Here is a 24,253-nt window from a genome sequence, read left to right on the forward strand (position 1 = left end):
TATCCCTATACAGTTTCAAATGCAATACCTTTGGTTTTATTTATCTAAACAAATAAATTTAATACTCGAGTTTTACAATGATAATATCTTAAAGGATAGCTCGATATCAAAAATATCAGAATATAGCGATAAAATTGATGCAATAATAAATAAAATCGAAAATCTAAATATCTTCAACCACAAATTTAAACTTTCTATTGAAGCTGATAGTAAAATTTATCATGCGATAGAAGAAAAATGGAATATAGAAAATATGATCAAAACTTCAAACGAGTATGTAGTCTATTTTAAAGATTATCTAGCAAGAATTTATACTAAAAAAAGCTCTAAAATGGAGCAAAGACAAAATAAAATACTTTTATTTATAACTTTATTTCAGTTCATTGCACTTCTAAGTGTCTGGAATGACTATCTAAACTTATTAAGTGTTGAGTTTTTACAAAAAGCGAAAGGCATATTACCACTATTTGGTTCAGAGAGCAATTTAGAAACTTTCAACATATATCTACCAATTATATTTTTCATAATAATTTTATGTATGTTTTTTTATATATTTAAAAATAAGGAATAGTTAAGGCAAAAATGGAAAATTTAGATAGAGTGATCGAGCTTGTTTCAAGCTCGACGCTACCGATGATCATCGCACTTTTAAAAGTGACGATCCCGCTTACATTGCTCTCGTTTTCGCTAGGGCTTGTCATCGCCATTATCACAGCAGTGGCAAGGCTTTCAAATATAAAAATTTTAAAATTTATATTTGCCACCTACGTTTGGATATTTCGCGGTACGCCGCTTCTTGTGCAGCTTTTTATCGTATTTTACGGACTTCCTAGCATCGGCGTCACGCTTGATACTTGGAGTGCGGCGACTATCGCATTTAGTCTAAATGTGGGCGCTTATGCCTCTGAATCCGTAAGAGCTGCCATTCTTTCTGTGCCAAAAGGTCAGTGGGAGGCTGCAACATCGCTTGGCATGACGCACTATCAAATTTTAAAACGTATCATCGCACCTCAAGCAGTGAGGATCTCACTCCCTCCGCTTTCTAACACATTTATAGGCCTTGTTAAAGACACTTCACTAGCAGCTTCTATAACGATGGTTGATATGTTTATGGTCGCTCAAAGGATCGCAGCAAGAACCTTTGAGCCACTCATCCTCTACATCCTAGCAGCACTTATCTACCTAGTGGTTTGCACACTCCTAACCTATCTTCAATCAAGGCTTGAAAAAGCTGTCTCAAGGTATGTCTAATGGCTATAAATTTTAAAAATATAAGCAAATCTTACGGCGATCATTTGGTGCTAGATAACATAAACACAAGCTTCAAAGAAGGACAAACGACCGTGATCGTTGGCTCATCTGGTTGTGGCAAATCAACGCTTCTTAGATGCATAAATTTACTTGAGATCCCACAAAGTGGCATTTTAGAGGTAGATGATAGAGCCGTAAATTTTAAAGAGAAGCTTAGCTCAAAAGAGCTTTTAGAAATTCGCAAAAAAACAGGCATGGTCTTTCAAAACTTTAACCTCTTCCCGCACCTAACAGCACTTCAAAATGTCACCGAAGCTCCAATCTACGTTCAAAAAAAAGATAAAAACGAAGCGGTAAAAGAAGCAAAAGAGCTTTTAGCTAAAGTGGGGCTTAGCCACAAAGAAGATACCTATCCAAACAGGCTATCTGGCGGTCAAGCACAGCGTGTAGCCATCGCTAGAGCCCTGGCTGTAAATCCATACTTTTTACTGCTTGATGAGCCTACAAGCGCGCTTGATCCAGAGCTTGAAGCCGAAGTTTTAAAGGTCATCTTATCTCTTGCAAAAGAGAAAAAGTCTATGATCATCGTCACTCATAATATGAATTTTGCTAGAAAGATAGCTGATAGAATTTTGTTTTTAGATAAAGGCATGATCGCATTTGATGGCTTGGTAGATGAGTTTTTTAATAGCCAAAACGAAAGAATAAAAAGCTTCATCTCGGCTATGGATATATGAAAATTTTAGCTAGAAAATCTAGCTAAAATTACATTAAGCAAAATGAGGCTTTATCTGCTCTATCCAAGCTGAAATTCTACCCTCAGTTTTATCACTTTGGTTATCAGCATCAAGCGCTAGGCCTACAAATTTTCCATTTCTTACAGCATCAGAGCCATCAAATGTATAGCCATCAGTGCTAACCTCACCAACTACCTTTGCGCCAGCTTTTACGACCTCATCATAAAGCTTTGCCATGCCGTTACAGTATTCATCAGAGTAGCTCTCGCTATCACCCATGCCAAAAACAGCGACTGTTTTTCCGCTTAGATTTAACGCTTTAAAGTCAAACGCGTCCCAGTCATCTTGAAGATCACCACTACCCCAGGTTGATGTACCAAGGATGAGCTTATCAAAGCTATTTATCTTCGCTGCGTCTACATCAGCAACGTTTAAAAGCTCATTTTCAAGGCCCAAACCCTCACTTATAAGCTTTGCTGCATCTTCGGTATTTCCCATGCTGCTTCCATAAACTATACCTATCATTTTTATCCTTTTTAAAAAATTTTACTAATAATCGTATAAGGCACAAGCTTAATCAAACCTCTCGCATAACAGTGCCTAACCTCAACGTGTCGCCTAAATTCCTCATTTCTAGGAAAAACAATATAAACCATCTCGCACTCGTGACCAAGCACACCGACAGCTCTATCTATATCGTCGTTTAAATTTCTCATATCATCAAAGCTCACTTTTTTAAAGCTTGGCATGACGCTGAGCAAATTTTTACCATCTTTTTTAACCGAAATGACACCACCATTTAGCACGACCTCTTTATCTTGATGGCGGAGGCGTATTTTATCATAAACAAATTGACAAAACATCTGTGCCGCATCGATACAAAACTCAAATTTCCCACTTACATAAAGCATTTTTATCATCTTTGCAGCTGCCATTTTTGGCTCTTTTGCTATAAATTTGATCTTTGAAAAGTCGCCTTTTAAATAAGCATTTATGATGATATTTGATGAAATACAAAAGCGATCTGCTGGCTTAAAATTTAGACATTTTTCATAAAGTAGGAAATTTACCCTAGCCTCAAAAATTTCTTTGAAATTTAGAAATTTAGCGTAAGAAAGTGGTATTTTTAGCTCACTTTCTACGCCAGAATTATAAAGTGCAATAAAAATTTTTGCATGTGAAAGCCTATCAAGCTTTGCAAAAATATTTGGAGTTATTTCGCCAATATCTGATAAAAGCCCGAATCTCATTGATTATTCTTTGCATCCAAATTCCTTATCTAGCCCAAAGACCTTGCAGTACTCGCAAAATACGCAACTAACGCTTCTTTTTGCACAAACAATTGGAATATTTCTCTTTTTTGCTTGAGTTTTAATAGTCTTCATAGTGTTGTGGTTTAAAAAGCTAGTTAGCATCACCACACACTCGGTATCTTGAGGGATTGGCTTGCGATTTACACGGTTTTCATTTCTAGCATCCCAGTGTTCTATCTTCTCAGCTCCCAAATCATGTAAAACTGCCTTGATAGGCGTTATCTCATCTGCACCGATAACTAAAACTGACATAATAAGCTCCTAAAATTTATTCATTTTCTGATTAATGATTATAAGGAAGCTTAACTAAAATTTTTCTTAGTTATGATACTTATTATCACTTATATGTAGAAATTTGTAACGTTTTACTTAGACATTTAAACATCTAAACTCTTTTAATCTTAGATACCGCAAACAAAAATATGATAAGTCCGCTTGCGGCAAAAAAACTACCGACATTACCGATATTTTGTTCGCCTAAATAAACTATCGTTTGATGCCCTATTAGCGTCCCTGCTCCGATGCCTATGTTATAAATAGCCGAAAATATCGCCATTGCAGCATCAGTTGCGTTTGAGGCTAAATTTAGCACTTTTATTTGAAAACTCATATTTACACCAGCTATGCCAAGCCCCCAAATAAAGGCCAAGACTAGCATTAAAACTTCATTTTTAGCAATAAAATTTAACAAAAGCAAGCAACATAAAATAAGCATGATAGAAATTGCTGAAAATGCATTTGGAATGAGCTTATAAAATTTAGAGAAAAGCAGGCTTGCAACTACACCAGCAACGCCAAATATAAGCAAGAATATTGTGATAAATTTTCCATCAAAGCCACTGATATCTTTTGCAAATGGCTCAATGTAACTATAGGTGCTAAAATGCGCGCTTATGATAATTGCAGTTAGTAAAAATACGACCATTAAAAGGCCATTTCTTGCAAGCTCTGGTAAGCTTTTAAGCGAGCCTGAATTCTTACTCGGCAAAAGTGGCAAAATTTTATATAGCCAAGCTCCAACACCAACAGCAAAAATTCCGATCAATCCAAAGGTCACACGCCAACCAAGTGCATCACCTAAAATTCTTCCAAGTGGCAGACCAAGTATCATCGCTAGCGATGTACCAAGAGCTAGCAATCCAAGAGCTTGCGAGCTTTTATTTATCGGTGCTAGCCTAACAGCAAGTGAAGCAGTGATAGCCCAAAAAATGGCATGGGCAATAGCTATCATCAACCGAGCAACAATTAAAATTTTAAAATTCCAAGCAAAGGCACAAAGAGTATGAGCTACAACAAATACGATAAAAACCTTTAAAAGAAGAGATCTTCGCTCTAAATTTGCAGTCAAAAGCATAAGTGGCAAAGAGAGTATAGTGACGCTCCACGCATAAATCGTAATGATAAGGCCAGTATCAGCCGTGCTCATATCAAAGTCTTTTGCAATATCACTTAAAAGTGGTACTGGAACAAACTCAGTAGTGTTAAATATAAAAGCACAAAAAGCAAGAGCTATAACCCTTAAATAGGCCACCCTATGAACACTTATCAAATTTTATCCTTAATTTTTTTCATTACGGTAATGGAATTTTGCTTAAAGTTAGTAATTTAAAAGGCAAAATTCTCAGAATTTATTAATGACATAGATTAATAGTATATTTTGGAAACTAGCTCTATAATAAAAGATTTTTAAAAATCGTAAGAAAATTTAAGGCGGAAAAATGGCTAAAATAATGAAAACTATGGACGGAAACGAGGCTGCGGCGCACGCGGCTTATGCATTTACGGAGGTTGCGGGCATCTACCCGATCACTCCTAGCTCGCCGATGGCTGATTACACCGATATGTGGGCGGCTCAGGGCAAGAAAAATTTATTCGGCATGCCGGTTAAAGTCGTCGAAATGCAAAGCGAGGGCGGAGCTGCGGGCACCGTACACGGCTCGCTGCAGGTAGGCGCTCTAACTACGACATACACGGCTTCGCAAGGGCTACTTCTAAAAATCCCAAATATGTACAAGATCGCCGGCCAGCTACTACCGGGCGTCATCCACGTGAGCGCGCGCTCTATCGCAGCTCAGGCGCTTTCTATCTTTGGCGATCATCAGGACATCTATGCCTGTCGGCAAACGGGATTTGCCATGCTAGCAAGCGGCTCAGTGCAAGAGGTCATGGATATCGCGGGCGTCGCGCATCTAGCGGCGATCAAGGGTCGCGTGCCGTTTTTGCACTTTTTCGACGGATTTCGCACGAGCCACGAGATACAAAAGATCGAGGTGCTTGACTACGCGCACTTTGATAGGCTTCTTGACCGCGAGGCGCTACAAAAATTTAGAGACGAGGCGCTAAGCCCCGAAAGTCCGAAGACTCGCGGCACGGCTCAAAACGACGACATTTATTTCCAGACGCGCGAGCTAGCCAACCGCTACTACGACGCGGTGCCTGATATCGTGGCCGAGTATCTAAAAGAAATTTCAAAAATCACTGGACGCGATTATAAACCGTTTAATTATTACGGCGATCCGCATGCTACGCGCGTCGTGGTCGCGATGGGCTCTGTCACACAAACTCTAGAAGAAGTCGTCGATCACCTGCGCGCAAAGGGCGAAAAAGCAGGCGTGCTAAAAGTGCATCTATACCGCCCGTTTAGTCTAAAATACCTCTTTGACGTGATGCCTGAGACGGTAAAAAAGATCGCCGTGCTAGACCGCACGAAAGAGCCCGGAAGCCTCGGCGAGCCGCTATATCTGGACGTCAAGGCTGCGTTTTACGGACGCAAAAATCAGCCCGTGATCGTGGGCGGCCGCTACGGCCTAAGCTCAAAGGACGTCGATCCTGCGCAAATGCTAGCCGTCTTTGAAAATCTAAATTTAGAGGGGCCCAAAAACGGCTTTACCGTCGGTATCGAGGACGATGTTACCTTCACCTCGCTAAAAGTCGGCGAGAAAATTTCGCTAAGCGACGCAAGCGTTAAAGAGTGCCTATTTTACGGCCTTGGCGCGGACGGTACCGTGGGAGCCAATAAAAACTCCATCAAAATCATCGGCGATAAAACCGAGCTTTACGCGCAGGCGTATTTTGCCTACGACAGCAAAAAATCCGGCGGCTACACGCGCTCGCATCTGCGTTTCGGTAAAAACCCGATCCGCTCGACCTATCTCGTCTCAAATCCGCACTTCGTAGCCTGCTCGGTCGCGGCGTATCTTGAAATTTACGATGTGATAGACGGTATCCGCGAGGGCGGGACGTTCCTGCTAAACTCGATCTGGGACGCCGAGCAGACGGTCGCTAAGCTGCCCAATAAAGTAAAGAAAATTTTGGCCGATAAAAGAGTAAATTTCTACATCATCAACGCCACCAAGCTAGCTCGCGAGATCGGGCTAAAAAACCGCACGAACACCATCATGCAGTCGGCGTTTTTCAAACTTGCAGACATCATCCCGTTTGCCGATGCACAAAAATACATGAAAGAGTACGCGCACAAAGCCTATGCCAAAAAGGGCGAAGCGATCGTGGAGATGAACTACAAGGCTATCGATATGGGCGCGGACGGGCTGGTTAAGGTCGCTGTCGACCCTAGCTGGGCAAATTTGACGGGTGACGCGAGCGCGGAGGAAAAATACGTCGGCGACGAATTTATAGAAAAAATCGTCAAGCCTATCAACGCCGCCAGGGGCGATAGCTTGCCCGTTTCGGCCTTTGTTGGCTTTGAAGACGGACACTTTAAATCAGGAACGACGCAATACGAAAAACGCGGCATCGGAGTAATGGTGCCAAAGTGGATCGAGGGCAACTGCATCCAGTGCAACCAGTGCGCCTTCGTCTGCCCGCACGCGGTGATCAGGCCGTTTCTCATCGACGAAAACGAGCTCGCCGCCGCGCCGCAAACGGTGCAAGATCATGTCCTAGACGCCAAAGGCAAAGAGGCAAAAGGGCTAAAATACAAAATCCAAGTTAGCCCGCTTGACTGCACGGGCTGCGAGCTGTGCGCTCAAATTTGCCCGAGCAAGGAAAAATCGCTCGTCATGGTGCCGTTAGCCGAGGAGATGGAGCGACACGAGCAGGAAAACGCCGATTATTTATTTAAAAAAGTAACCTACAAAGACGACCTGATGAGCAAAGATAGCGTCAAGGGCGTTGGCTTTGCTCAGCCGCTATTTGAGTTTCACGGCGCATGCCCCGGATGCGGCGAGACGCCTTATATCGGGCTTGTCACAAGACTATTCGGCGACCGTATGATCGTGGCAAACGCTACCGGTTGTAGCTCGATCTACGGCGGTAGCGCGCCTTCAACGCCTTATACGACGAACAAAGAGGGCAAGGGCGTAGCGTGGGCGAACTCGCTGTTTGAGGATAACGCGGAGTTTGGCATGGGTATGAACGTCGCGGTAGAGACGCTGCGCCACCGCATAGAAGACGTAATGCTACGTACCAAAGACGCCGCACCAAATGCCCTAGCCGCGCTATACTCCGACTGGATAACGCACAAAAACGACGGCGAGAAAACGACTCAAATCGCTAAAATTTTAACGCCGATTTTGGAGCAAAATTTAGACGTAGAGGGCGTGAAAGAAATTTTAGAGCTAAAAAGATATCTCGTCAAAAAATCTCAGTGGATCATCGGCGGAGACGGCTGGGCCTACGACATCGGCTTTGGCGGACTTGATCACGTGCTAGCTAGCGGAGAGAACGTAAACGTGCTGGTGCTTGACACCGAGGTCTACTCAAACACCGGCGGCCAAAGCTCAAAATCAAGTCGCGCGGGCTCTATAGCGCAGTTTACGGCCTCTGGCAAACCGATGCAGAAAAAAGATATTGGCTACATAGCGATGACCTACGGAAATATCTTCGTAGCTCAAATCAACTCAAACGCGAGCCAGGCAAACACGATAAAAGCCATCGCCGCAGCCGAAGCCTACGACGGACCTAGCCTCGTGATCGCGTATTCGCCGTGTATCGCGCACGGTATAAAAGGCGGCATGGCCTACTCCGGCGGTCAAGGCGAGCTAGCGACTAAATGCGGCTACTGGCCGACCTATGTCTACGATCCGCGCCTAATCAAAGAGGGCAAAAACCCGCTCAAAATGACCTCAAAAGAGCCTGACTGGTCGCTTTACGAGGAGTTTTTGCTAAACGAGGTTCGCTACAACTCGCTTAAGAAAACTAACCCGCAGCACGCAGACGAGCTGCTAGCTAAAAACAAGGCCGACGCGCAAAGACGCTACCGCCAGCTAAAACGCCTAAGCTTGGCTGATTTTAGCGACGAGATCGAGTCTGACGCGCCTGGGAGCGCCGAGGATGTCTCTGCCGGCAGCGTAGCCGAGTAAGGAGCAAATTTCTCTCGCCTAAATTTGACGGGCGAGAGAAAATATCTGTAAATTTGGCTGCTCGTTTGGGCGGTTAAATTTGCTTTCAAATTTGAAATTTTAAATTTAACGCGGCAAATTTAAAAGGCGCAAAATGAGCCAAACCCATCCTTTTAAACCGATTTTTGATAAAAACTCTAAAATTTTAATCCTCGGATCCTTCCCTTCCGTAGTTTCTCGTAAATTTGGCTTTTACTACGCAAATCCGCAAAATCGCTTTTGGCGGGTGCTGGCCGGGATTTTAAACGCTCCGCTGCCTACAAGCACGGATGAAAAGATAAATTTCCTGCTCGCCCGCCGCATCGCTATCTACGACGCTGCGATCTCGTGCGAGATAAAGGGCTCGAGCGATGCTAAAATGACCGCCGTCTCGCCCGCAAATTTAGAACCGATTTTTAGCGGAGCGCGCATAGTGCAGGTATTCGCAAACGGCGGCAAAGCTCACGAAATCTGCGAAAAATACCTAAAAGCTAAAATTTTAAACGCAACGGGCAAACCGCCCCTCAAACTACCCTCGACTAGCTCGGCAAACGCAAATTTTAGCTTTGAAAGGCTCGTGCGCGAGTGGACGGTCGTCGTCGAAGCGTTAAAAGACGGTTAAATTTTATCTATTTAAATTTAGCTATTTTACTTATCTGTTATCGCAAATGGCAAAATCTAAAATAAATGTACCGCCAAAATTTTAAGAAGCAAACAAAATTTTAAAAGGCTTGTTCACCTTATTGCCACTAATAGCGACATAAACCTCTAGCTAGGCACTACAGAATTTCTACGTGCAGTTTTTGTAAGAGAGTAGATGACGAGTAGCATAATAAAAACATAAAGTAAATTTGCACTTTTTTGTATTGATTGCATTGCTTCATCGTATTTTAGAGCATTTAGAACCTTTTCATACGATTTTTTAGTAGTTTCATTTAAATTTTTGTAGCTGACATTATTATCCATGGGTTCCTTTGAATATTTTATGTATTTTTTCACAAAATCAATTAAAGGAGTGCTTGTTCTACTATTATCCAATCTTTCTAAAATTATTTTTCTATTTTTAACTATAAAATTGATCTTATGTTCTGCTTTTGTATTGGTAAAATTTGCATCCAAAAGCATATCGTCCAAGCCATTATTATTGTATTTTATTATGTATTCTTCAAATTTGCTTTCAGCTATTTTTTCTGATGTAAAAATACCAATAAACGGAGTTATTAATACAGGTTTATCCAAAAAATAGCCATAAAAATTAAATATGTCATAAAACGCACAAAACTAAATCTAAATAAATAAAATGACAAAGCATATAATATCACATATAAAAGTATAAAAATAACAACATAAACAGAATAGTCAAAAGCATTAACTAAGTCTGGTGTAATGAAAATGATATATGCAAAAATTCCTATCGATACAGTTACCCACAGTATTTTATACTTCACTACAAAATACAATAAACATGCTAGTAGTCCAATTAGAAAAATAGACAGTAGCAATAACATCAATATTTTAGGACTATCAATCATTGCTTTCAACAAAAAATCATCTAAAACCCAAAAAGACAATCCATACACAGCAATACTTAGAATAGTAAAGTTTATTATCTTAAATAAATTTGTGTGATGATCACTGGTATTTCTATATAATTTTAGCGTTATCAAATCTAAAAAAAGCTCAATACGACTTTTGCTTTTGGGCTTAGCTTCTACTTCATCGACAGATTTTACTTCTTTACTATTTTCGCTATTTTTAGCCTTTGCATTTTCAAGAGTAAATTCTAATTCTAGCTCTTTGCAGTATAGTTCCAGGCGGTGAAACAAGCTTGCGTCTAGCGCATTACCTTTGTTATTTAAAGCGTGTTTCATGAGTCTAAACCCATCCCTAAAATCATTGGTTGTACTTATGCATTTTTCTATATCGTTGGCGCTTTTATCCTCAATAAACTTTTTAAGCTCATCATATGTAAAATCTGTTTTTGCATTTACAAAATTTAAAGCACCGTTAAAAATAATTGATGAGAAATTAACCGGTTTTTCGAAATTTGCGCTATAAAAGTTAGCATTATTTTCAAAATTTGTCTCACCAAAATCAACAAAATCTTTAAATAATGTATTTTTGAAATATGCATTATTTTTAAACAATATATTATTTAATTTTACGTCTTTTGTAAAAATAGCATTTCTGAAATGTGCTTTTTCTTTGAATATTGCATTTGAAAAATCAACTTTATTTTCAAAATTTGTTTCACTTATTATCGCTTTATTAAATTTAGTTCCATGGAAATGTACCTCTTTTTTAAAAACTACTTTACTTAAATTTACCACATCATTAAATTTAGCTTTTGTAAAAATCAAATTATCCTCAAAACAAGCTTCTTTGAAAAGCATTCTGCAGTTAACTATACTCCCATTAAAACTTACCTTTTGTTTAAACGTAGCCTTGGTAAAATCTATCTTTGTCCCGTTAAACTCCCTTGCGTCCAAAGCAAGTTCGCAATCAAATTCGGCACATGAAAAATATAAAACACTAAATTTTCGTATGTCCATAGTAAATTTTTGCTTGAAATGAGTGGCTTCAAATTTTACCTCTCCCAACTCATTTTTTGTATCTAATTTAAAAGATTTATTAAAGATACTACTTGCAAAGGATATATCTTGTCCAGAGTTTTGAGATATAAAATCACCGTTAAATGTACATGAATGAAAATGTGCACGACCTTCTACGTAAACTTCTTTTGCAAATTCGCATCCGCTAAACATGTTGTCTTTAGTGATATTATATAAAAATACTTCATTTTCAAATTTACAAGAGCTGATGTTAGGAAACCTGGAATTTACAATTATTACCTTCCGTTTAATCCCATTTAAATCTTCTATGGGTTTTGGATTATTTACGATATCACAAAATAAAAGAACAATATTAAATTCGTCACTTTGCAGATATTTTTCTAAATTTACATGGTTGATGGAGTCTGAATTTTGGTCTAAGTAAAAACCTTTAAAAAAGAAAAAACTTGTCCATATTGCGTGCATTTTTCAATAAGACAATCTTCACTATTTTGCCCTGACGCATACAAAGCATCTATATTACCATTGAGAATCCCAATCTCCTGAAACCTCTCAAATTCTTTTTGCTCGATTTCTTCTCTTGGCTCTTGCAAAATTTTATCTATATCTAAACCCATTTTTAAACCTCGCTATCATGCGCATGCTAAAAATTTACGTTATGCGAAATACTATCAAAAACCAACTTGTAAATTAATTATAAATAAATAAAAACAAACAACGGATTTTAGCCTCATCTTCACCTTAAATTTAATTTCAAATTTTAAAATTACCTAAATCAAACAAAGCAGGAGAACCATGAAAATCCTAAAATTTCTATTTCTTCTTCCGCTTCTAGCCATCGGTGCGCAGGCGTTGGAGCCAAAAGTCGTAATGAAGCCAGAAGCGAGCCTCAAAAACGGCCTTTACTACGTAAAAGGCAAGCTCTACGACGGCACGCTAAAGATACTTCGATACAGCGTCGAGGACCTATATGACGTAAATGCGATGGGCATGGTCTATCCGAGGCTAAAGCCGCTGCCGCCCACGCTCATACGCGAGATAGACGTGCAGGGCGGCACGGCGGTGCGATATAGAGACTATTTTGACGGCAGAGACAAACCCTCAAACGAATACCCCCTAAAAAACGGCGTCCGCGAGGGCACGGCTAAGCACTACCATGCAGATAGCGGCGCTCTGATGGGCGAGAGCGAATACAAAAATGACGTTCGCGATGGGCGCTACCGCCGCTACTACTTTGACGAGGGCGGCGCGTTAAAGCAGGAGGGCTTTTTCAAGGCGGACAAGCGAGAGGGCGTATTTATCGACTATTACGTTAGCGGAGAGGTTAGCGCGCGTAGCCCGTACGCGGGCGGGCTTCGAAACGGCGAGGACGTCGACTACTACAAAAGTGGCAAAATCCGCGGCGTGCGAACCTACAAAAATGACAAGCGAGAAGGCGCGGAGACGTGGTACTACGAAAGCGGCGCCGTGGAGGAGACGGGCGAATATAAAAATGACCGCAAAAACGGCGTTTGGAAGCGATTTTACGAAAACGGCAAAACGCGCGTAGTAGAAAATTACAAAGACGGCGAGAAGGACGGCGTCGCGCGCAAATACTACGGGGGCGGCAAGCTCAGAGGCGAATACGAGTACAAGGACGGCCGCCAAACGGGCACGGGGCTGGACTACTACGAGAGCGGGGCGCTGGCGGCGAAAGTGATGTTTAAAAACGGGCGCTATCACGGGCTATACGAGGAGTATCACGAAAACGGCAAGCTAAAAGCCAGGGTGATGTTTGAGGACGGGCTAGAGGTCGGCGAGGCGCGCCACTACTACGCAAACGGCAAACTAGAGGCCCAGGGCGAGTTTGAGCGCGGTAGGCTCATCCGCGCCAAAAAATACGACGAAGCGGGTAGGCTAATCAGCGATAAGTCTGATAAAAACGGACTGCCGAGGGAGTAAATTTGGCTAAATTCGCGGTGCTAATTCGAGCCGTTTAAATTTAGCTTTAAAGTTATGATTTTTGGCGTTTGTGCCGCTTTGGCGGGAAATCTGGCGCGCAAAGCTTAAAAAGCGGCGAAGCGATGACAAAAGGCCAAGTAAAATCTGCGAAATTTTATAAATTTTACCGCGCGAAACGGCTACGCGCAAACGGCGCTTAAATTTCACGGCGCGAGATTAAAGCGCTAAAACGTAAAGCGGCGATGTCTGCGCGGCAAGGGGCGGGGTCTAGGCGAAATTTGACGCCAAAATCGCGGATTTTTAGCGTTTGCGGGCGTAAAATAGAGGCGGTTTGGGGTGCCAAGCTAGCATTAAAAGGCGCCGAAGCGACTCTGGCAAAGCGCGCCAAAAACGTAGGCGCGAGACTTGCGGACGCGAACGGACAAAATCCGCAGGCGGTTTTTCTTGCAAAAAATAAAACTTTACCAAACCGAAAAGCCGTAAATTTAATCCGCCCGCGCGAAGTAATCAAAATGCCGCTTTAAGTCGGTAAAATTTACGCGCCAAAAAGAAATTTTACTCGTAAATTCGGATCGCAAGCGCCGAATTTAAGCTCTCTTCATTTAAGTTATCTTCAGAGCTGAGCGTTTAAATTTCCTTTGTAAATTCGGCCTCATCGGTTCGTTAAATTTAGCGCGTTTATTTCGTTAAATTTACCCTTTTACGGCACAGGCTAAAATTAGCGCTTAAATTTACGCGCTTAATTTTAGCTCGTTATTTTAGGCGATTACTGCCAAATTTAACGCGGCGAGCCAAATTTAAATTTAGAGCAAATTTAATTTAAAACCGTAAAATCGTCGAAATTTAAGGAGAAAAAATGAAAAAATCGGCCTAATCGGCGGGATGAGTTTTGAGTCTACGATAACGTACTACGAGCAAATAAATCGCAAAATAAACACGAGCGTCTAGGCGGGCTTAGCAGCGCGGAGATACTGCTAAGCAGCGTAAATTTCGAGGAGATCGAGGCCTGCCAGCGCGAAAACAGATGGGAGGACGCGGGCGAAATTTTGGCGCGGCATGCTAGGATTTTACAAGGCGGCGGGGCGGATTTTATCTTCATCTGCACAAACACGATGCACAGGTGCTTTGACGCCGTGCAAAGCGCCGTTAGCGTGCCCGTAGCGCACATCGCGGACGCCACGCTAAAAGCGCTAAAAAACGCAGGCGTCGCCAAGGTAGGGCTGCTCGGCACCGTTTATACGATGACGCAGGATTTTTACAAAAGTCGGTTGATAGAGGGCGGCGCGGAGGTGCTTTTGCCAAACGCGGGGGATATGACGGAAGTAAATCGCGTCATCTTTGAGGAGCTTTGCTACGGCAAAATCGCGCCTAGCTCAAAGGCGAATTTCTTGCGCATCATCGAGGATTTTAGGTCGCGTGGCGCGCAAGGAGCGATACTTGGCTGCACCGAGATAGGCATGCTGGTATCGCAGGCGGATACGGATATGCGGCTTTTTGATACGACGCAGATACACATTGACGCGGCGGTTGAGGCGGCGTTGTCTATACTTAATCAAAACGGTCGCTAGACGAAGGAAATGACTTAGCCGAACGGTAAGCAAGGTTGTTTAATAAAATCCACTAATTTTAGTTGCTTGCTAAAAATTTTACCGCTTCATAAGCGTTTTGAAAGATTAAATCCAAATGCTCTTTTAGACTTTGCGCATCCGCGTATCCGCAAGTTAGGCCGACACCTTTGATACCGGCGTTCTTTGCCGCCATTAGATCCATCTGCGTATCGCCTATCATAAATGCGTTTCGCTTATCTTTTCCAAGTTTTGCGAGAGCTAAATTTACGGGCTCCGCGTTAGGTTTTGGATTTAGCACGTCGTAGCGGCCTACCACCACTTTTATAAAATTTAAGACCCCTAAATTTTCAAGCAAAATCTCCGAAAATTTCGACGTTTTCATAGTAGCTACGCCGACGTCGGCAATGCTAGACGCCAAACCTACGGCGTCTTTTGCAAACGGCAAACTAGAGGCCCAGGGCGAGTTTGAGCGCGGCAGGCTCATCCGCGCCAAAAAAACGACGAAGCGGGTAAGCTAATCAGCGATAAGTCTGATAAAAACGGACTCCCGAGGGAGTAAATACTAAAATAAGTTGCTACTGGCATCATTTGAATTTTTACCAAACCAAATATTTACGTCCTTTTGTATTTTACATATTTTAATTGGCTTTAAATAACACTACAATAGTCGTACTTAATATTAAAATTTTTATATTTATCTTTTGCATCTTAGCCATAAAAGTAGCAATCTCATTTATAAAATCATCAAAAAAGCATTAAAACCACTGGGCGAAGATAGTTTTATAAAGCTTATGATAGACAAACACTGGATAGAAAGCGATGTACGAGAAAATAAAGCTGGCGGAGCATTTTTTGTGAGTTTGCCAAAATTTAAGCAACCAAGAATTTTTACCACCTACATGAATACTCTTTCGCACTTAATCCAGCAAGCTCATGAGCTAGGGCATGCTTGGCACTACTACTTGATGCGTAATATTCCGGTTTTAAGCACAAATTTTCCAATGAGCTTAGCTGAGAGTGCAAGCACATTTAATGAGACTCTTTTACGAAATGAGCTAAAAAAAGATGACTCACTTAGGGTAGAAATTTTATGGCAGGAGCTAAAAAGTGCTGTAAATTTTTTACTACACATAAGCGTTAGATACGAGTTTGAAGCTAGCTTTTTAAAGCTGCGACAAAAAGGTCAAGTCAGCAAAAAAGATGCAAACGATCTTTTAAAGCAAGCTTGGGATAAATTTTATAAAGACAGCACGAGCGATGTTGAAGAATTTTTGCCATATTTTAAGCCACATTTTTATAAAACAGATAATTATATATACAACTATCCTTATAGTGTCGGCTATCTGCTATCACAATTCTTTCTAAGTGAGTTTAAAAAAGATGAAGCAAAATTTTGCAAAATTTATAAACAATTTTTAATAGAGTGTGGCACAAAAAGCGTGGAAGAGTTAATGAAAAAACACTTTAAAAAAGATACAACAAAGTGCGAATTTTGGCTGATTGGCATAGATGAAGCGCTAAAAAATTTAAATGAGTTTAAAAAGGTAGTGACTGTATAAATTTACTAGTTATCTTAAACGTTTTATTTTTTTTCGAGAAATTTTATAAATTTTTGATGGAGTATCTTCAAAAAAATGATCATCTACTATTTCATCAGCCACGCTCATAGCCCAAGCTTCATTAAAATTTTGTCCATTTTTGTTTGCACTGCTTGAATAAAGCCAGTCAAATTTAGCTAAAAATTTTTCGTGCTCGCACTCTTTTACGACTCTAATAGCCTTTAAATTTGGATACAAAAATGTAGCTTTTCTTGAACGGCGTATAAAATTTTTATACTTTTTTGGCACTCTAACAAGCTCATTTAAAACGCTAAATTTTGCTGTCGTGATAAGGCAAGGTTTATTCTCATCACGCATTTTGGCCTTATTTATCTCTTTATAATCTTTACTCAAAAAGCCAGCTGTCGTATCGGTTTGTGCTAGAAATATCATAATTTTTCTCTTTTTGATAGTAAAAATATACAAGAGATTATTAGAGCAAATCCTAAAAAATCCCAAAATACGAATTTTGTCCCAAGCCAAAAGTAGCCAAAAAATGCTGCGCTTAGCGGTTCTATGCAAGCTAATAAACTAGCTTTTGCTGCGCCTATTAGCTTAACACCTATCATATAAAAGCTAAATGCAAAAATGGTGCCAAGCGCAATAACAGCAATAAATGCCAGCCATTGATTTATACCATTAAGCCCAGCAAAATCCCAAACTCTCATATAGCAAGCAAGCACTATTCCGCCCATAACCATGCCCCAGCCAAGCGTGAGAGTGACTGAATATTTAGCATTTAGCCTTGCTGGAGCAAGATTATAAACACAAACGCAAATGGCACTCACCAAGCACCAAAATAGCGCTTTTGGCGAAATGACAAGAGATGAAATTTGAGCATGTGTGCTTAGGAAAAATACGCCAAGCATCGCGCAAAGCAGAGCTAAAATTTCAAGTGGTCTTGGTGCTCGCTTCTCTTTTAGGCAGATGACGGCTAGGATGAGAACTGGCGCAGTGTATTGAATAACAGTCGCAACTGCGGCATTTGAAAGCTCAATGGAGTAAAAATAAGCGTACTGCGTCATCATAAGCCCAAGCAGGGCATAGACTAAAAACTCGCCAAGTAGCTTTATATCTTTAATCGGAGCAAAAACGGTACTTGGTTCTTTAAAAGCATAAAAAATCACAATAACAATGCCAGCTAGCATCAGTCTATATGGCACCAAAAGATCAGAATTTATACCAAGTGAAAATAGATACTGCCCACAAACCCCACTAAATCCCCAAAGGATACCGCCAACTAAAGTAAGGAGTATCCCAAGACGATGAGTATTCATTAAATTTATCTATCTTTATGAAGCTGTGCATCTTTGCCATAATACGGCGAATATGGTCCATAAAGTATGCAGTTATGGCAATCTCTTGAAAATAAATAAGCATCTGCCATTACTGCTAGATCGTATGATCTATCTGAGATGGTATTTGCCACCTGTGAGATGACGGCTGAGACTAACATACCAAGTAGGCTACTTTGGCCACTACTGCTATCTTCTGCTGCTATGGCACTGCCTTGCCAAAGGGTAGCGCCACTTTTTATATCGATAAGCTTTGCTTCAAGGACAACCTTTGTTGAGCTTGAGATGACTGCATAGCTCGTACCATAATCTTTTATGTTTATATAAAGCACACTATCAGCGTGGAAAATTTTATCAAGCTTATTTAGTGGCACGGCTGCGATCTCGCTTGGCTCGGTTATGCCATTTAGCTTAAAGGTATCATTTACAAGAGCCACTGGAAATACGTAGTATCCCGCCTCACTTAATGGTGCGACTGCATTTGCTAAAACAGCAGCTGGACCTGAAATTTCTGTACTATCGTTTGTTGGCATAAGCACTAAGATAGAGTGAGGTCTTTTTTGTAAAAATTCTGAGTAGTCGTATGGCTCAGGCTCTTTTATAGAGCAACCCGTAAAAAATACTACTAAAAATGCAAAGACTATAAATTTCAGGCTATTTTTCATTATTTGCCCCCTCTTTTTGCTCTACTTTTTTTGGAGTCAAATTTTTAGAGCCTTTGATGAAATTTATATACTCCCTTGACTCTGGGAAATTCTCTACTTCTTTGTCAAAATTTGCATTTGCAGCGCCTAAATTTCCATTATTTAAGTATAAAAGTCCAAGGTGTGCGTATACGCCAGGAGCGATCTTGTAGCCCTTTTGTGTTGAGATCTGCACCAGATTTTCTAAGCGTGAAATTTGCTCGTTTGTATCGCCCTCTTCATTTAGATAACTATATAGTGAGCTATTATATGATCCGTCCCAATAATAAAGTAATCTTGGACCGTTTGAATGACCGCAACCCGCTAAAAATAGCGCAAAAAGCGCGAGGCCGGCAAGCCTTATTTTACTTGCCATGCTCCACTTTCTATGCCATTTACTAGATTATTTACTGCTTCAATAATAGCTAGACTTAAAACCTTGCCATTTAGCGTAGAGTCGTATCCTGCTGTGCCACCAAAACCGATGATCTCTCTGTTTGAAAGGGTGTATTCTCCAGCACCGCTAACTGAATAGACAACCTCGGCTGTTTTGGTATCAACGATATTTAAATTTACCTTTGAATAGGCAGTTTGTTGCTTGCCTTTGCCAAGTATGCCAAATAGCTGATGATCACCCGTAGTTTTTCGTCCAAACTCGGTCACATCACCAGTTATAACGTATCTTGCGCCTTTTAGATTTTGAGCGGTTTTACTTAGCTCGCTCTCTTGTTTGATCACTTTCATATTTGATCTATCAAGCACCAAAAATCTACCACTTTGCTGTAAATTTGTGATCAAAATGCTTTGAGCTTGGTTGCCAAGCCTATCCTCGCCATCAGCAAATACACCATTTTGGTAAGCTGATTGATTATTAAATCGACCTATCGAAACCGAAATTTTTTGACCATTGTAAACTGTGCCGTAGCTTGCTACTTTTGGAGTCTCAACAACCCTTGAACTCTCACTCGCACATCCAGCAAAAAGAGCTGCCGTAAGCAAAACTGCACCAAATTTAAATATATTTTTCATTTTTTATCCTTTGCGACAAAATCACTTGTATATTACTAAATTTCTTTTTAAATAGCTTTAAATTTCATCCATGTACCTTTTAAGTATCTAATCGTAAAAAGCACCGCCTTTACGGCCCAGTCAGCAAACATTGCAAACCAAGTACCTATCATGCCAAGATCAAATGTAAGTGCAAAGACATAGGCCAAGATGACTCTACAAGCAAACATACAAACTAAATTTACAATCATCGGATATTTAGCATCCCCTGCTGCTCGAAAAACGGTTGGATATGTGTAGGCAAGTGGCCAGATAAGACACATAGCGATACCGTGATACCAGACGATCTGTCTTGTTAAATTTATAGCTTCGCTTGAGAGATTATAAACCCTAAGCAGTGGCTCAAGAAGTAGTAAAACCACAGCTGTGCTAAAAAGCTGCACGATGTAGATGCTTATCATTGATTTTCTTACGTAAAATTTAGCCTGATTAAAGTCGTTTGCGCCAACACACCTTGAGATAACCACACTAAGCCCTGTTCCTATCGCCATACCAGGAAGTACTTGAAACATCACGATCGTCCCTCCCACGGCATTTGCAGCGATACTTGCCGTACCAAAGAGAGAAACTAAACTTAAAACAATAATGCGCCCTACGTAAAACATCGAATTTTCAAAACCATAAGGCACTCCAATATTTAAAATTTTCTTGATGATCTCGTAGTCAAATTTATAGATAAGACTCTTTCTTATGTGAAGTTTTAGCCTTATATCAAGGAGTAGATAGACTATGACAAAGCAAGCAAGTATCTTGGCTATAAGCGTGCTAATAGCAATACCTAAAACACCAGTATGAAATGTATAAATACTAATGGCAGTTAGAAGTATGTTTAATAAATTTGCAGCCGCCATAATATACATAGGTAGCTTTGCGTTTGACATCGTGCGAAAGATCGCCGCAGCTGCTGCATAGACTGCTAAAAATGGCGCGGAAATGGCCGAGAAAACAAGATAGTGGCTAGCATCATGCCTTACTTGCTCTCCAATATCGCCAAAGACATAATCTAGAATAATATCTTTTAAAACTATGATGACTGCTGCGATAAAAAGGGCAAAGATAAAACTAAACCAGACGAGCTGATTTGCTGTGATTTTGGCGTTGTCACTTTGTTTATTACCAAGATACTGGCTAGCAACCACTGAGCCGCCAGTAGCGATAGCTGTAAAAATACTGATAAAAAGCGCCATGACAAATTCCACAAGACTAATTGCACTTACAGCGCTTTCACTAACACTTGCTGCCATTAGCGAGTTTGCAAGCCCTAGACTATACTCTAAAAACTGCTCAACCGCAATAGGGAAAAATAGCTTTGCAAGGTCGGCATTTGAGAAAAATTTTGTATTTTGATCTTTGATTTTGTTTACCATGCTTCCCCTAAGATAAACTTAAAAATTTTAATATATTTAAGCCAAGATCTGCTTTTTGCAAATCCTGACTTAAAAATTTTAGTGTCTTGAAAGATAATTTGTATCGTAGTTATTGCTTAAAAAGTCTTTATTTTCCATCATAGCGATGTGAAAATCTTTTGTTGTTTTGATGCCATTTATTATGAGCTGATCAAGAGCTACTTTCATCTTATGGATCGCCCTATTTCTATCAGTATCCCAAACCACGAGTTTGCCGATCATACTATCGTAATACGGCGGTATCGAGTAGTCTTGATAGATATGGCTATCCATTCTTACATTGCGGCCACCTGGGCAGACATATTTTGTGATCTTTCCAGGACACGGCGTAAATGTATTTGGATCTTCAGCTGTTATCCTGCACTCGATCGCATGACCTTTTAGCTCGATGCTCTCTTGTGATGGTAGTGCCTCGCCTTCAGCCACTTTTATCATAAGCTCGATGATATCAAGTCCGCTTACCATTTCACTCACTGTGTGCTCAACTTGAAGTCTTGTATTCATCTCGATGAAGTAAAAGTCCAAATTTTTATCAACCAAAAACTCAAACGTACCAGCTCCCTCGTAGCCGATCGCTTTTGCCGCTTTTATGGCTGTTTCGTGAAGTCTTTCTCTTGTCTTTTCGTCAAGCAGAACAGCTGGACTCTCTTCGATTAGTTTTTGGTGGCGACGCTGCATAGAGCAGTCACGCTCGCCGATATGAAGCACATTACCATGGCTATCGCCAATTACTTGAACTTCGATGTGGCGTGGGTTTAGGATATATTTTTCCATATACATTGTGCCATCACCAAATGCGCTCATAGCTTCGCTTTCAGCTGACCAAAATGCCTTTTCTAAATCCTCTTCACGCTCAACCACGCGCATACCACGTCCGCCACCACCTGCAGCAGCCTTTAATATGACTGGATAGCCTATCTTTTTAGCTAGCTCTTTTGCTGCTTTTGTGTCAGCCACGGCGCCGTCTGAGCCAGGGATGACTGGTACGCCAGCTCTTTGCATGACTTGCTTTGCCTTACTTTTATCGCTCATCAAAGCCATCGCAGCGACACTTGGTCCTATAAATTTGATCTTGTGATGTGAGCAAATTTCAACAAAATTTTGATTTTCACTTAAAAAGCCATAACCTGGGAAAATAGCGTCTGCTTCGCTGATCTCAGCTGCACTTATGATAGCTGGGATATTTAGGTAGCTGTCGCTTGAGCGCTCTTTACCGATGCAAATGGCTACGTCGGCATATTTTACGTAAAGTGCGTCTTTATCAGCGGTTGAATAGACTACAACGGCTTCTTTACCCATCTCCTTTATCGTTCGCAAAGCACGAAGAGCGATCTCACCGCGGTTTGCGATTAAAATTCTTTTTAATTCCATTAATTTTTCTCCACGCCAAATAACGGCAATCCAAACTCAACTGGCTGTCCGTCAGAGACTAGCATCTCAGTGATCTGGCAGTCAAACTCAGCCTCGATCTCGTTCATGATCTTCATAGCTTCGATGATGCCCACTACATCGCCTTTTCTCACTCTTTGACCTACTTTTACAAATGGAGCAGCGCCTGGGCTTGGAGCAGCGTAGAAAGTACCTACCATAGGAGATTTTATGCTATCTTTTGGCGAATTTGCAGCTGGTTTTACCTCTGAGCTAACGACTACATTTACAGGTGCTGGAGCTGGTGCTTGTGCTGCTGGTTTAGCAGGCGCGCAATAATCTGAAAATTTTTCAAGCTCTACCTCAAAATCACCACTTTTTATTTTGATATGATTCATCTCCATATCATTAAAAAATTCGATAAGCTCTTTTATATCTTCTTTTTTCATAGAAATTTCTCCTAAATTTTTATATAAGCGTCTAATTGTAGCGAAAATTAGATAAAAAATTTTTTTATGAAGCAAAAACGAGAACTCAAAGCCACTCTTTTTTGCTAAGTTATTTTTCAGTAATAATTATCTTAATGCCTTTAGTATCAACTAAATTTTCATCGATGATGATCTCATCTATCTTTGTTGCCCTTATCACGCCACTTTTTGGATTTTTTATGCTTTTTATCGCTCCGCTTGTGCTTACATCGACACTTGAATATTCAAACGCAAGACTCGTATCCATAAAAATGCAGTCTTTTACAACTAAATTTTCCACGTAACAAAGGGCTTGTAAGCTCTTTATAGTGCAGTTTATAAGCGTCACATTTTTTGAGTTCCAGGCTAGATATTCACCTGAAATTAGGCAATTTTGTGCAACCACATTTTCGCAGTTCCAAAATGCGTCTTTTGAGATGAGTTTTGAGTTTGTGATGCAGACATTTTTACAACCATCAAAGCAGTAGTTGCCATCAAGGTTTAGACCTTCTATCTCCAAATTTTCGCTATTTGCCCCAAAGTAATCCCCCTTTGCAAAGACATTTTTAAGCTTTACGTCCACACATCCCCAAAGTGTCTCGCTGGCATCTGAGAAATTTACATTTTCAAGTAAAATTTGCGAGCTTTTTCTAAAGCTTTTTGGAGCGTTGATGATCACGTCTTTGAAGCTTAAATTTGTGCTGTACCACATGCCAGCCCTTGCTAGAGGCTCTAGATAGCCGCCATTTAACGCTATGTCATTTGCATACCAAAGCGGATATTTGTAGGCAAAAACACAATCGTTTAGATTTAAATTTGAGCTATGTTTTAATGGCGATTCACCATTTTCAAAGATACAATTTGCAAAATTTACACCTTTTACACCAAACATCGCGCGCTCGCCGGTGAAAATTTCTTCTTTTCGCTCTTGCATTTTTGCCCCTTTATTAATTTTTGCTGTTAAATTTATACTAATTTCCTTAAATTTTATTGCAAAATGCCATTAAATTTACTTTAAAGACGCAAAGCGTTATAATCGCCCAAAAAAGGAGCAAAAATGGGTTTAAAGTCAGACTCTTGGATAAGAAAAATGTCGGTTGAGAAAAATATGATAGTGCCGTTTGCTGAGGAACAAGTCGGACGCGGCGTGGTTAGCTACGGCGTTTCTAGCTATGGCTACGATATCCGCGTTGGTGATGAGTTTAAAATTTTTACAAACATCGGTGGAACCGTGGTCGATCCTAAAAATTTTGATGAGAAAAACGTAGTCGATTTTAAGGGTGATGTCTGCATCGTGCCACCAAATTCTTTTGCTTTAGCGCGCACGATCGAGTACTTTAACATGCCCGATAATGTGCTAGCCATCTGCCTAGGCAAAAGCACATACGCAAGGTGCGGTATCATCGTAAACGTCACGCCTTTTGAGCCTGGATTTAAGGGGCATATCACGATAGAAATTTCAAACACGACGCCACTTCCTGCAAAAATTTATGCGAACGAAGGCATCGCGCAGGTGCTATTTATCGAGGGTGATGAGCCGTGTGAGGTAACTTATGCTGATAAAAACGGCAAATACCAAGCCCAAGAAGGCATCACACTACCTAGAATTTTGAAGTAATTTTTATGTCTTTGAAAAGGTCAGATTT

General features: G+C 40.6%; 26 protein-coding genes and 1 pseudogene. 10 read left to right on the top strand and 17 right to left on the bottom strand.

Annotation, left to right across the window (positions count from 1 at the left end):
• The 3 genes from FZ940_RS03320 to FZ940_RS03330 all read left to right on the top strand — a co-directional run.
• A partial coding sequence (locus tag FZ940_RS03320) for a hypothetical protein (protein WP_222861993.1) occupies positions 1–571 on the top strand: 571 nt, incomplete at its 5' end.
• A gap of 11 nt (positions 572–582) precedes the next feature.
• The gene (locus FZ940_RS03325; RefSeq protein WP_021089366.1) at positions 583–1,251 is read left to right on the top strand and encodes an amino acid ABC transporter permease; all 669 of its coding nucleotides are present in this window, start codon (positions 583–585) and stop codon (positions 1,249–1,251) included.
• The gene (locus FZ940_RS03330) at positions 1,251–1,988 is read left to right on the top strand and encodes an amino acid ABC transporter ATP-binding protein (protein ID WP_148821469.1); all 738 of its coding nucleotides are present in this window, start codon (positions 1,251–1,253) and stop codon (positions 1,986–1,988) included. Before FZ940_RS03325 ends, FZ940_RS03330 begins: the two co-directional genes overlap by 1 nt.
• A 33-nt stretch (positions 1,989–2,021) precedes the next feature.
• Here FZ940_RS03330 and fldA read toward each other — a convergent pair whose 3' ends face one another.
• The 4 genes from fldA to FZ940_RS03350 form a co-directional block, all read right to left on the bottom strand.
• A complete protein-coding gene (gene fldA, locus FZ940_RS03335) occupies positions 2,022–2,513 on the bottom strand; it encodes a flavodoxin FldA (RefSeq protein ID WP_103583123.1) in 492 nt (163 codons plus the stop codon).
• Between the two features lie 11 nt (positions 2,514–2,524).
• Positions 2,525–3,238, bottom strand: coding sequence for a UDP-N-acetylmuramate--alanine ligase (locus FZ940_RS03340; RefSeq protein WP_148821470.1), 714 nt, complete (start codon positions 3,236–3,238; stop codon positions 2,525–2,527).
• A 3-nt stretch (positions 3,239–3,241) separates the two neighbouring features.
• Positions 3,242–3,553 (bottom strand): DUF2325 domain-containing protein, encoded by a 312-nt coding sequence (locus FZ940_RS03345; protein WP_002939277.1) that lies wholly within the window; start codon positions 3,551–3,553, stop codon positions 3,242–3,244.
• Between the two features lie 133 nt (positions 3,554–3,686).
• Positions 3,687–4,850: a sugar transporter gene (locus tag FZ940_RS03350; protein ID WP_148821471.1), complete on the bottom strand. Its 1,164-nt coding sequence runs from the start codon at positions 4,848–4,850 to the stop codon at positions 3,687–3,689.
• 169 nt (positions 4,851–5,019) lie between these two features.
• Here FZ940_RS03350 and nifJ point away from each other — a divergent pair, with 169 nt between their 5' ends.
• Together nifJ and FZ940_RS03360 are read left to right on the top strand one after the other, a co-directional pair.
• Positions 5,020–8,622: a pyruvate:ferredoxin (flavodoxin) oxidoreductase gene (gene nifJ, locus FZ940_RS03355; RefSeq protein ID WP_148821472.1), complete on the top strand. Its 3,603-nt coding sequence runs from the start codon at positions 5,020–5,022 to the stop codon at positions 8,620–8,622.
• A gap of 133 nt (positions 8,623–8,755) precedes the next feature.
• The gene (locus FZ940_RS03360; protein ID WP_107793277.1) at positions 8,756–9,262 is read left to right on the top strand and encodes a DNA-deoxyinosine glycosylase; all 507 of its coding nucleotides are present in this window, start codon (positions 8,756–8,758) and stop codon (positions 9,260–9,262) included.
• Between the two features lie 146 nt (positions 9,263–9,408).
• Here the strand turns inward: FZ940_RS03360 and FZ940_RS03365 are convergent, their stop codons facing one another.
• Genes FZ940_RS03365 through FZ940_RS03375 form a run of 3 tightly spaced genes read right to left on the bottom strand, consistent with a single transcriptional unit; the run spans position 9,409 to position 11,830 of the window.
• On the bottom strand, positions 9,409–9,879 hold the full coding sequence (locus FZ940_RS03365) for a hypothetical protein (protein WP_107793276.1): 471 nt from the start codon (positions 9,877–9,879) through the stop codon (positions 9,409–9,411).
• Entirely contained in the window at positions 9,861–11,678 is a 1,818-nt protein-coding gene (locus FZ940_RS03370) for a pentapeptide repeat-containing protein (protein ID WP_148821473.1), read from the bottom strand. The genes FZ940_RS03365 and FZ940_RS03370 overlap by 19 nt, the downstream gene beginning before the upstream one ends.
• Positions 11,630–11,830, bottom strand: coding sequence for a hypothetical protein (locus tag FZ940_RS03375; RefSeq protein ID WP_107793273.1), 201 nt, complete (start codon positions 11,828–11,830; stop codon positions 11,630–11,632). The genes FZ940_RS03370 and FZ940_RS03375 overlap by 49 nt, the downstream gene beginning before the upstream one ends.
• A gap of 178 nt (positions 11,831–12,008) precedes the next feature.
• Here FZ940_RS03375 and FZ940_RS03380 point away from each other — a divergent pair, with 178 nt between their 5' ends.
• From FZ940_RS03380 to FZ940_RS03390, 3 genes and pseudogenes are all read left to right on the top strand, one after another.
• Complete coding sequence (locus FZ940_RS03380; protein WP_148821474.1) at positions 12,009–13,154, top strand: toxin-antitoxin system YwqK family antitoxin; 1,146 nt, start codon at positions 12,009–12,011, stop codon at positions 13,152–13,154.
• Between the two features lie 242 nt (positions 13,155–13,396).
• Complete coding sequence (locus FZ940_RS03385; RefSeq protein WP_148821475.1) at positions 13,397–13,678, top strand: hypothetical protein; 282 nt, start codon at positions 13,397–13,399, stop codon at positions 13,676–13,678.
• Between the two features lie 358 nt (positions 13,679–14,036).
• Positions 14,037–14,722: pseudogene (locus tag FZ940_RS03390) on the top strand (aspartate/glutamate racemase family protein).
• A 58-nt stretch (positions 14,723–14,780) separates the two neighbouring features.
• Here FZ940_RS03390 and FZ940_RS03395 read toward each other — a convergent pair.
• Complete coding sequence (locus FZ940_RS03395) at positions 14,781–15,206, bottom strand: HAD family hydrolase (protein ID WP_148821476.1); 426 nt, start codon at positions 15,204–15,206, stop codon at positions 14,781–14,783.
• A 307-nt stretch (positions 15,207–15,513) separates the two neighbouring features.
• On the opposite strand from FZ940_RS03395, the gene FZ940_RS03400 reads away from it, so the two are divergent.
• Complete coding sequence (locus FZ940_RS03400) at positions 15,514–16,281, top strand: M3 family metallopeptidase (RefSeq protein WP_148821477.1); 768 nt, start codon at positions 15,514–15,516, stop codon at positions 16,279–16,281.
• 9 nt (positions 16,282–16,290) lie between these two features.
• On the opposite strand, the gene FZ940_RS03405 is transcribed toward FZ940_RS03400, so the two are convergent.
• From FZ940_RS03405 to FZ940_RS03445, 9 genes are all read right to left on the bottom strand, one after another.
• A complete protein-coding gene (locus FZ940_RS03405; protein ID WP_087584192.1) occupies positions 16,291–16,713 on the bottom strand; it encodes a Sua5 YciO YrdC YwlC family protein in 423 nt (140 codons plus the stop codon).
• Positions 16,710–17,597 carry a DMT family transporter gene (locus FZ940_RS03410; protein WP_148821478.1) on the bottom strand — a complete coding sequence of 296 codons (888 nt, stop codon included), beginning with the start codon at positions 17,595–17,597 and terminating at the stop codon, positions 16,710–16,712. Before FZ940_RS03410 ends, FZ940_RS03405 begins: the two co-directional genes overlap by 4 nt.
• A gap of 5 nt (positions 17,598–17,602) precedes the next feature.
• Positions 17,603–18,280, bottom strand: coding sequence for a DUF799 domain-containing protein (locus FZ940_RS03415; protein ID WP_148821479.1), 678 nt, complete (start codon positions 18,278–18,280; stop codon positions 17,603–17,605).
• A complete protein-coding gene (locus tag FZ940_RS03420) occupies positions 18,270–18,674 on the bottom strand; it encodes a DUF4810 domain-containing protein (protein WP_148821480.1) in 405 nt (134 codons plus the stop codon). The genes FZ940_RS03415 and FZ940_RS03420 overlap by 11 nt, the downstream gene beginning before the upstream one ends.
• Positions 18,659–19,327, bottom strand: coding sequence for a CsgG/HfaB family protein (locus tag FZ940_RS03425; RefSeq protein ID WP_103629290.1), 669 nt, complete (start codon positions 19,325–19,327; stop codon positions 18,659–18,661). The genes FZ940_RS03420 and FZ940_RS03425 overlap by 16 nt, the downstream gene beginning before the upstream one ends.
• 47 nt (positions 19,328–19,374) lie before the next feature.
• Positions 19,375–20,733, bottom strand: a complete 1,359-nt coding sequence (locus FZ940_RS03430) for an MATE family efflux transporter (protein WP_148821481.1) — start codon at positions 20,731–20,733, stop codon at positions 19,375–19,377.
• 78 nt (positions 20,734–20,811) lie between these two features.
• Positions 20,812–22,143 carry an acetyl-CoA carboxylase biotin carboxylase subunit gene (locus FZ940_RS03435; RefSeq protein ID WP_148821482.1) on the bottom strand — a complete coding sequence of 444 codons (1,332 nt, stop codon included), beginning with the start codon at positions 22,141–22,143 and terminating at the stop codon, positions 20,812–20,814.
• Positions 22,143–22,589, bottom strand: a complete 447-nt coding sequence (gene accB / locus FZ940_RS03440) for an acetyl-CoA carboxylase biotin carboxyl carrier protein (protein ID WP_148821483.1) — start codon at positions 22,587–22,589, stop codon at positions 22,143–22,145. The genes FZ940_RS03435 and accB overlap by 1 nt, the downstream gene beginning before the upstream one ends.
• 109 nt (positions 22,590–22,698) lie before the next feature.
• The gene (locus FZ940_RS03445; protein WP_148821484.1) at positions 22,699–23,541 is read right to left on the bottom strand and encodes a DUF3737 family protein; all 843 of its coding nucleotides are present in this window, start codon (positions 23,539–23,541) and stop codon (positions 22,699–22,701) included.
• 123 nt (positions 23,542–23,664) lie between these two features.
• Here FZ940_RS03445 and dcd point away from each other — a divergent pair, with 123 nt between their 5' ends.
• Positions 23,665–24,225, top strand: coding sequence for a dCTP deaminase (dcd, locus tag FZ940_RS03450; RefSeq protein WP_021091674.1), 561 nt, complete (start codon positions 23,665–23,667; stop codon positions 24,223–24,225).
• Positions 24,226–24,253 lie beyond the last annotated feature (28 nt).

The organism is Campylobacter concisus, from assembly GCF_902460415.1.
Taxonomy (GTDB): domain Bacteria; phylum Campylobacterota; class Campylobacteria; order Campylobacterales; family Campylobacteraceae; genus Campylobacter_A; species Campylobacter_A concisus_Y.

Coding starts and splice junctions, on each gene's coding strand:
- FZ940_RS03325 (WP_021089366.1), top strand. CDS start 583: ATGGAAAATTTAGATAGAGTGATCGAGCTTGTTTCAAGCTCGACGCTA.
- FZ940_RS03330 (WP_148821469.1), top strand. CDS start 1,251: ATGGCTATAAATTTTAAAAATATAAGCAAATCTTACGGCGATCATTTG.
- fldA (WP_103583123.1), bottom strand. CDS start 2,513: ATGATAGGTATAGTTTATGGAAGCAGCATGGGAAATACCGAAGATGCA.
- FZ940_RS03340 (WP_148821470.1), bottom strand. CDS start 3,238: ATGAGATTCGGGCTTTTATCAGATATTGGCGAAATAACTCCAAATATT.
- FZ940_RS03345 (WP_002939277.1), bottom strand. CDS start 3,553: ATGTCAGTTTTAGTTATCGGTGCAGATGAGATAACGCCTATCAAGGCA.
- nifJ (WP_148821472.1), top strand. CDS start 5,020: ATGGCTAAAATAATGAAAACTATGGACGGAAACGAGGCTGCGGCGCAC.
- FZ940_RS03360 (WP_107793277.1), top strand. CDS start 8,756: ATGAGCCAAACCCATCCTTTTAAACCGATTTTTGATAAAAACTCTAAA.
- FZ940_RS03370 (WP_148821473.1), bottom strand. CDS start 11,678: ATGCACGCAATATGGACAAGTTTTTTCTTTTTTAAAGGTTTTTACTTA.
- FZ940_RS03375 (WP_107793273.1), bottom strand. CDS start 11,830: ATGGGTTTAGATATAGATAAAATTTTGCAAGAGCCAAGAGAAGAAATC.
- FZ940_RS03380 (WP_148821474.1), top strand. CDS start 12,009: ATGAAAATCCTAAAATTTCTATTTCTTCTTCCGCTTCTAGCCATCGGT.
- FZ940_RS03385 (WP_148821475.1), top strand. CDS start 13,397: ATGTCTGCGCGGCAAGGGGCGGGGTCTAGGCGAAATTTGACGCCAAAA.
- FZ940_RS03395 (WP_148821476.1), bottom strand. CDS start 15,206: ATGAGCCTGCCGCGCTCAAACTCGCCCTGGGCCTCTAGTTTGCCGTTT.
- FZ940_RS03400 (WP_148821477.1), top strand. CDS start 15,514: ATGATAGACAAACACTGGATAGAAAGCGATGTACGAGAAAATAAAGCT.
- FZ940_RS03405 (WP_087584192.1), bottom strand. CDS start 16,713: ATGATATTTCTAGCACAAACCGATACGACAGCTGGCTTTTTGAGTAAA.
- FZ940_RS03410 (WP_148821478.1), bottom strand. CDS start 17,597: ATGAATACTCATCGTCTTGGGATACTCCTTACTTTAGTTGGCGGTATC.
- FZ940_RS03415 (WP_148821479.1), bottom strand. CDS start 18,280: ATGAAAAATAGCCTGAAATTTATAGTCTTTGCATTTTTAGTAGTATTT.
- FZ940_RS03420 (WP_148821480.1), bottom strand. CDS start 18,674: ATGGCAAGTAAAATAAGGCTTGCCGGCCTCGCGCTTTTTGCGCTATTT.
- FZ940_RS03425 (WP_103629290.1), bottom strand. CDS start 19,327: ATGAAAAATATATTTAAATTTGGTGCAGTTTTGCTTACGGCAGCTCTT.
- FZ940_RS03430 (WP_148821481.1), bottom strand. CDS start 20,733: ATGGTAAACAAAATCAAAGATCAAAATACAAAATTTTTCTCAAATGCC.
- FZ940_RS03435 (WP_148821482.1), bottom strand. CDS start 22,143: ATGGAATTAAAAAGAATTTTAATCGCAAACCGCGGTGAGATCGCTCTT.
- accB (WP_148821483.1), bottom strand. CDS start 22,589: ATGAAAAAAGAAGATATAAAAGAGCTTATCGAATTTTTTAATGATATG.
- FZ940_RS03445 (WP_148821484.1), bottom strand. CDS start 23,541: ATGCAAGAGCGAAAAGAAGAAATTTTCACCGGCGAGCGCGCGATGTTT.
- dcd (WP_021091674.1), top strand. CDS start 23,665: ATGGGTTTAAAGTCAGACTCTTGGATAAGAAAAATGTCGGTTGAGAAA.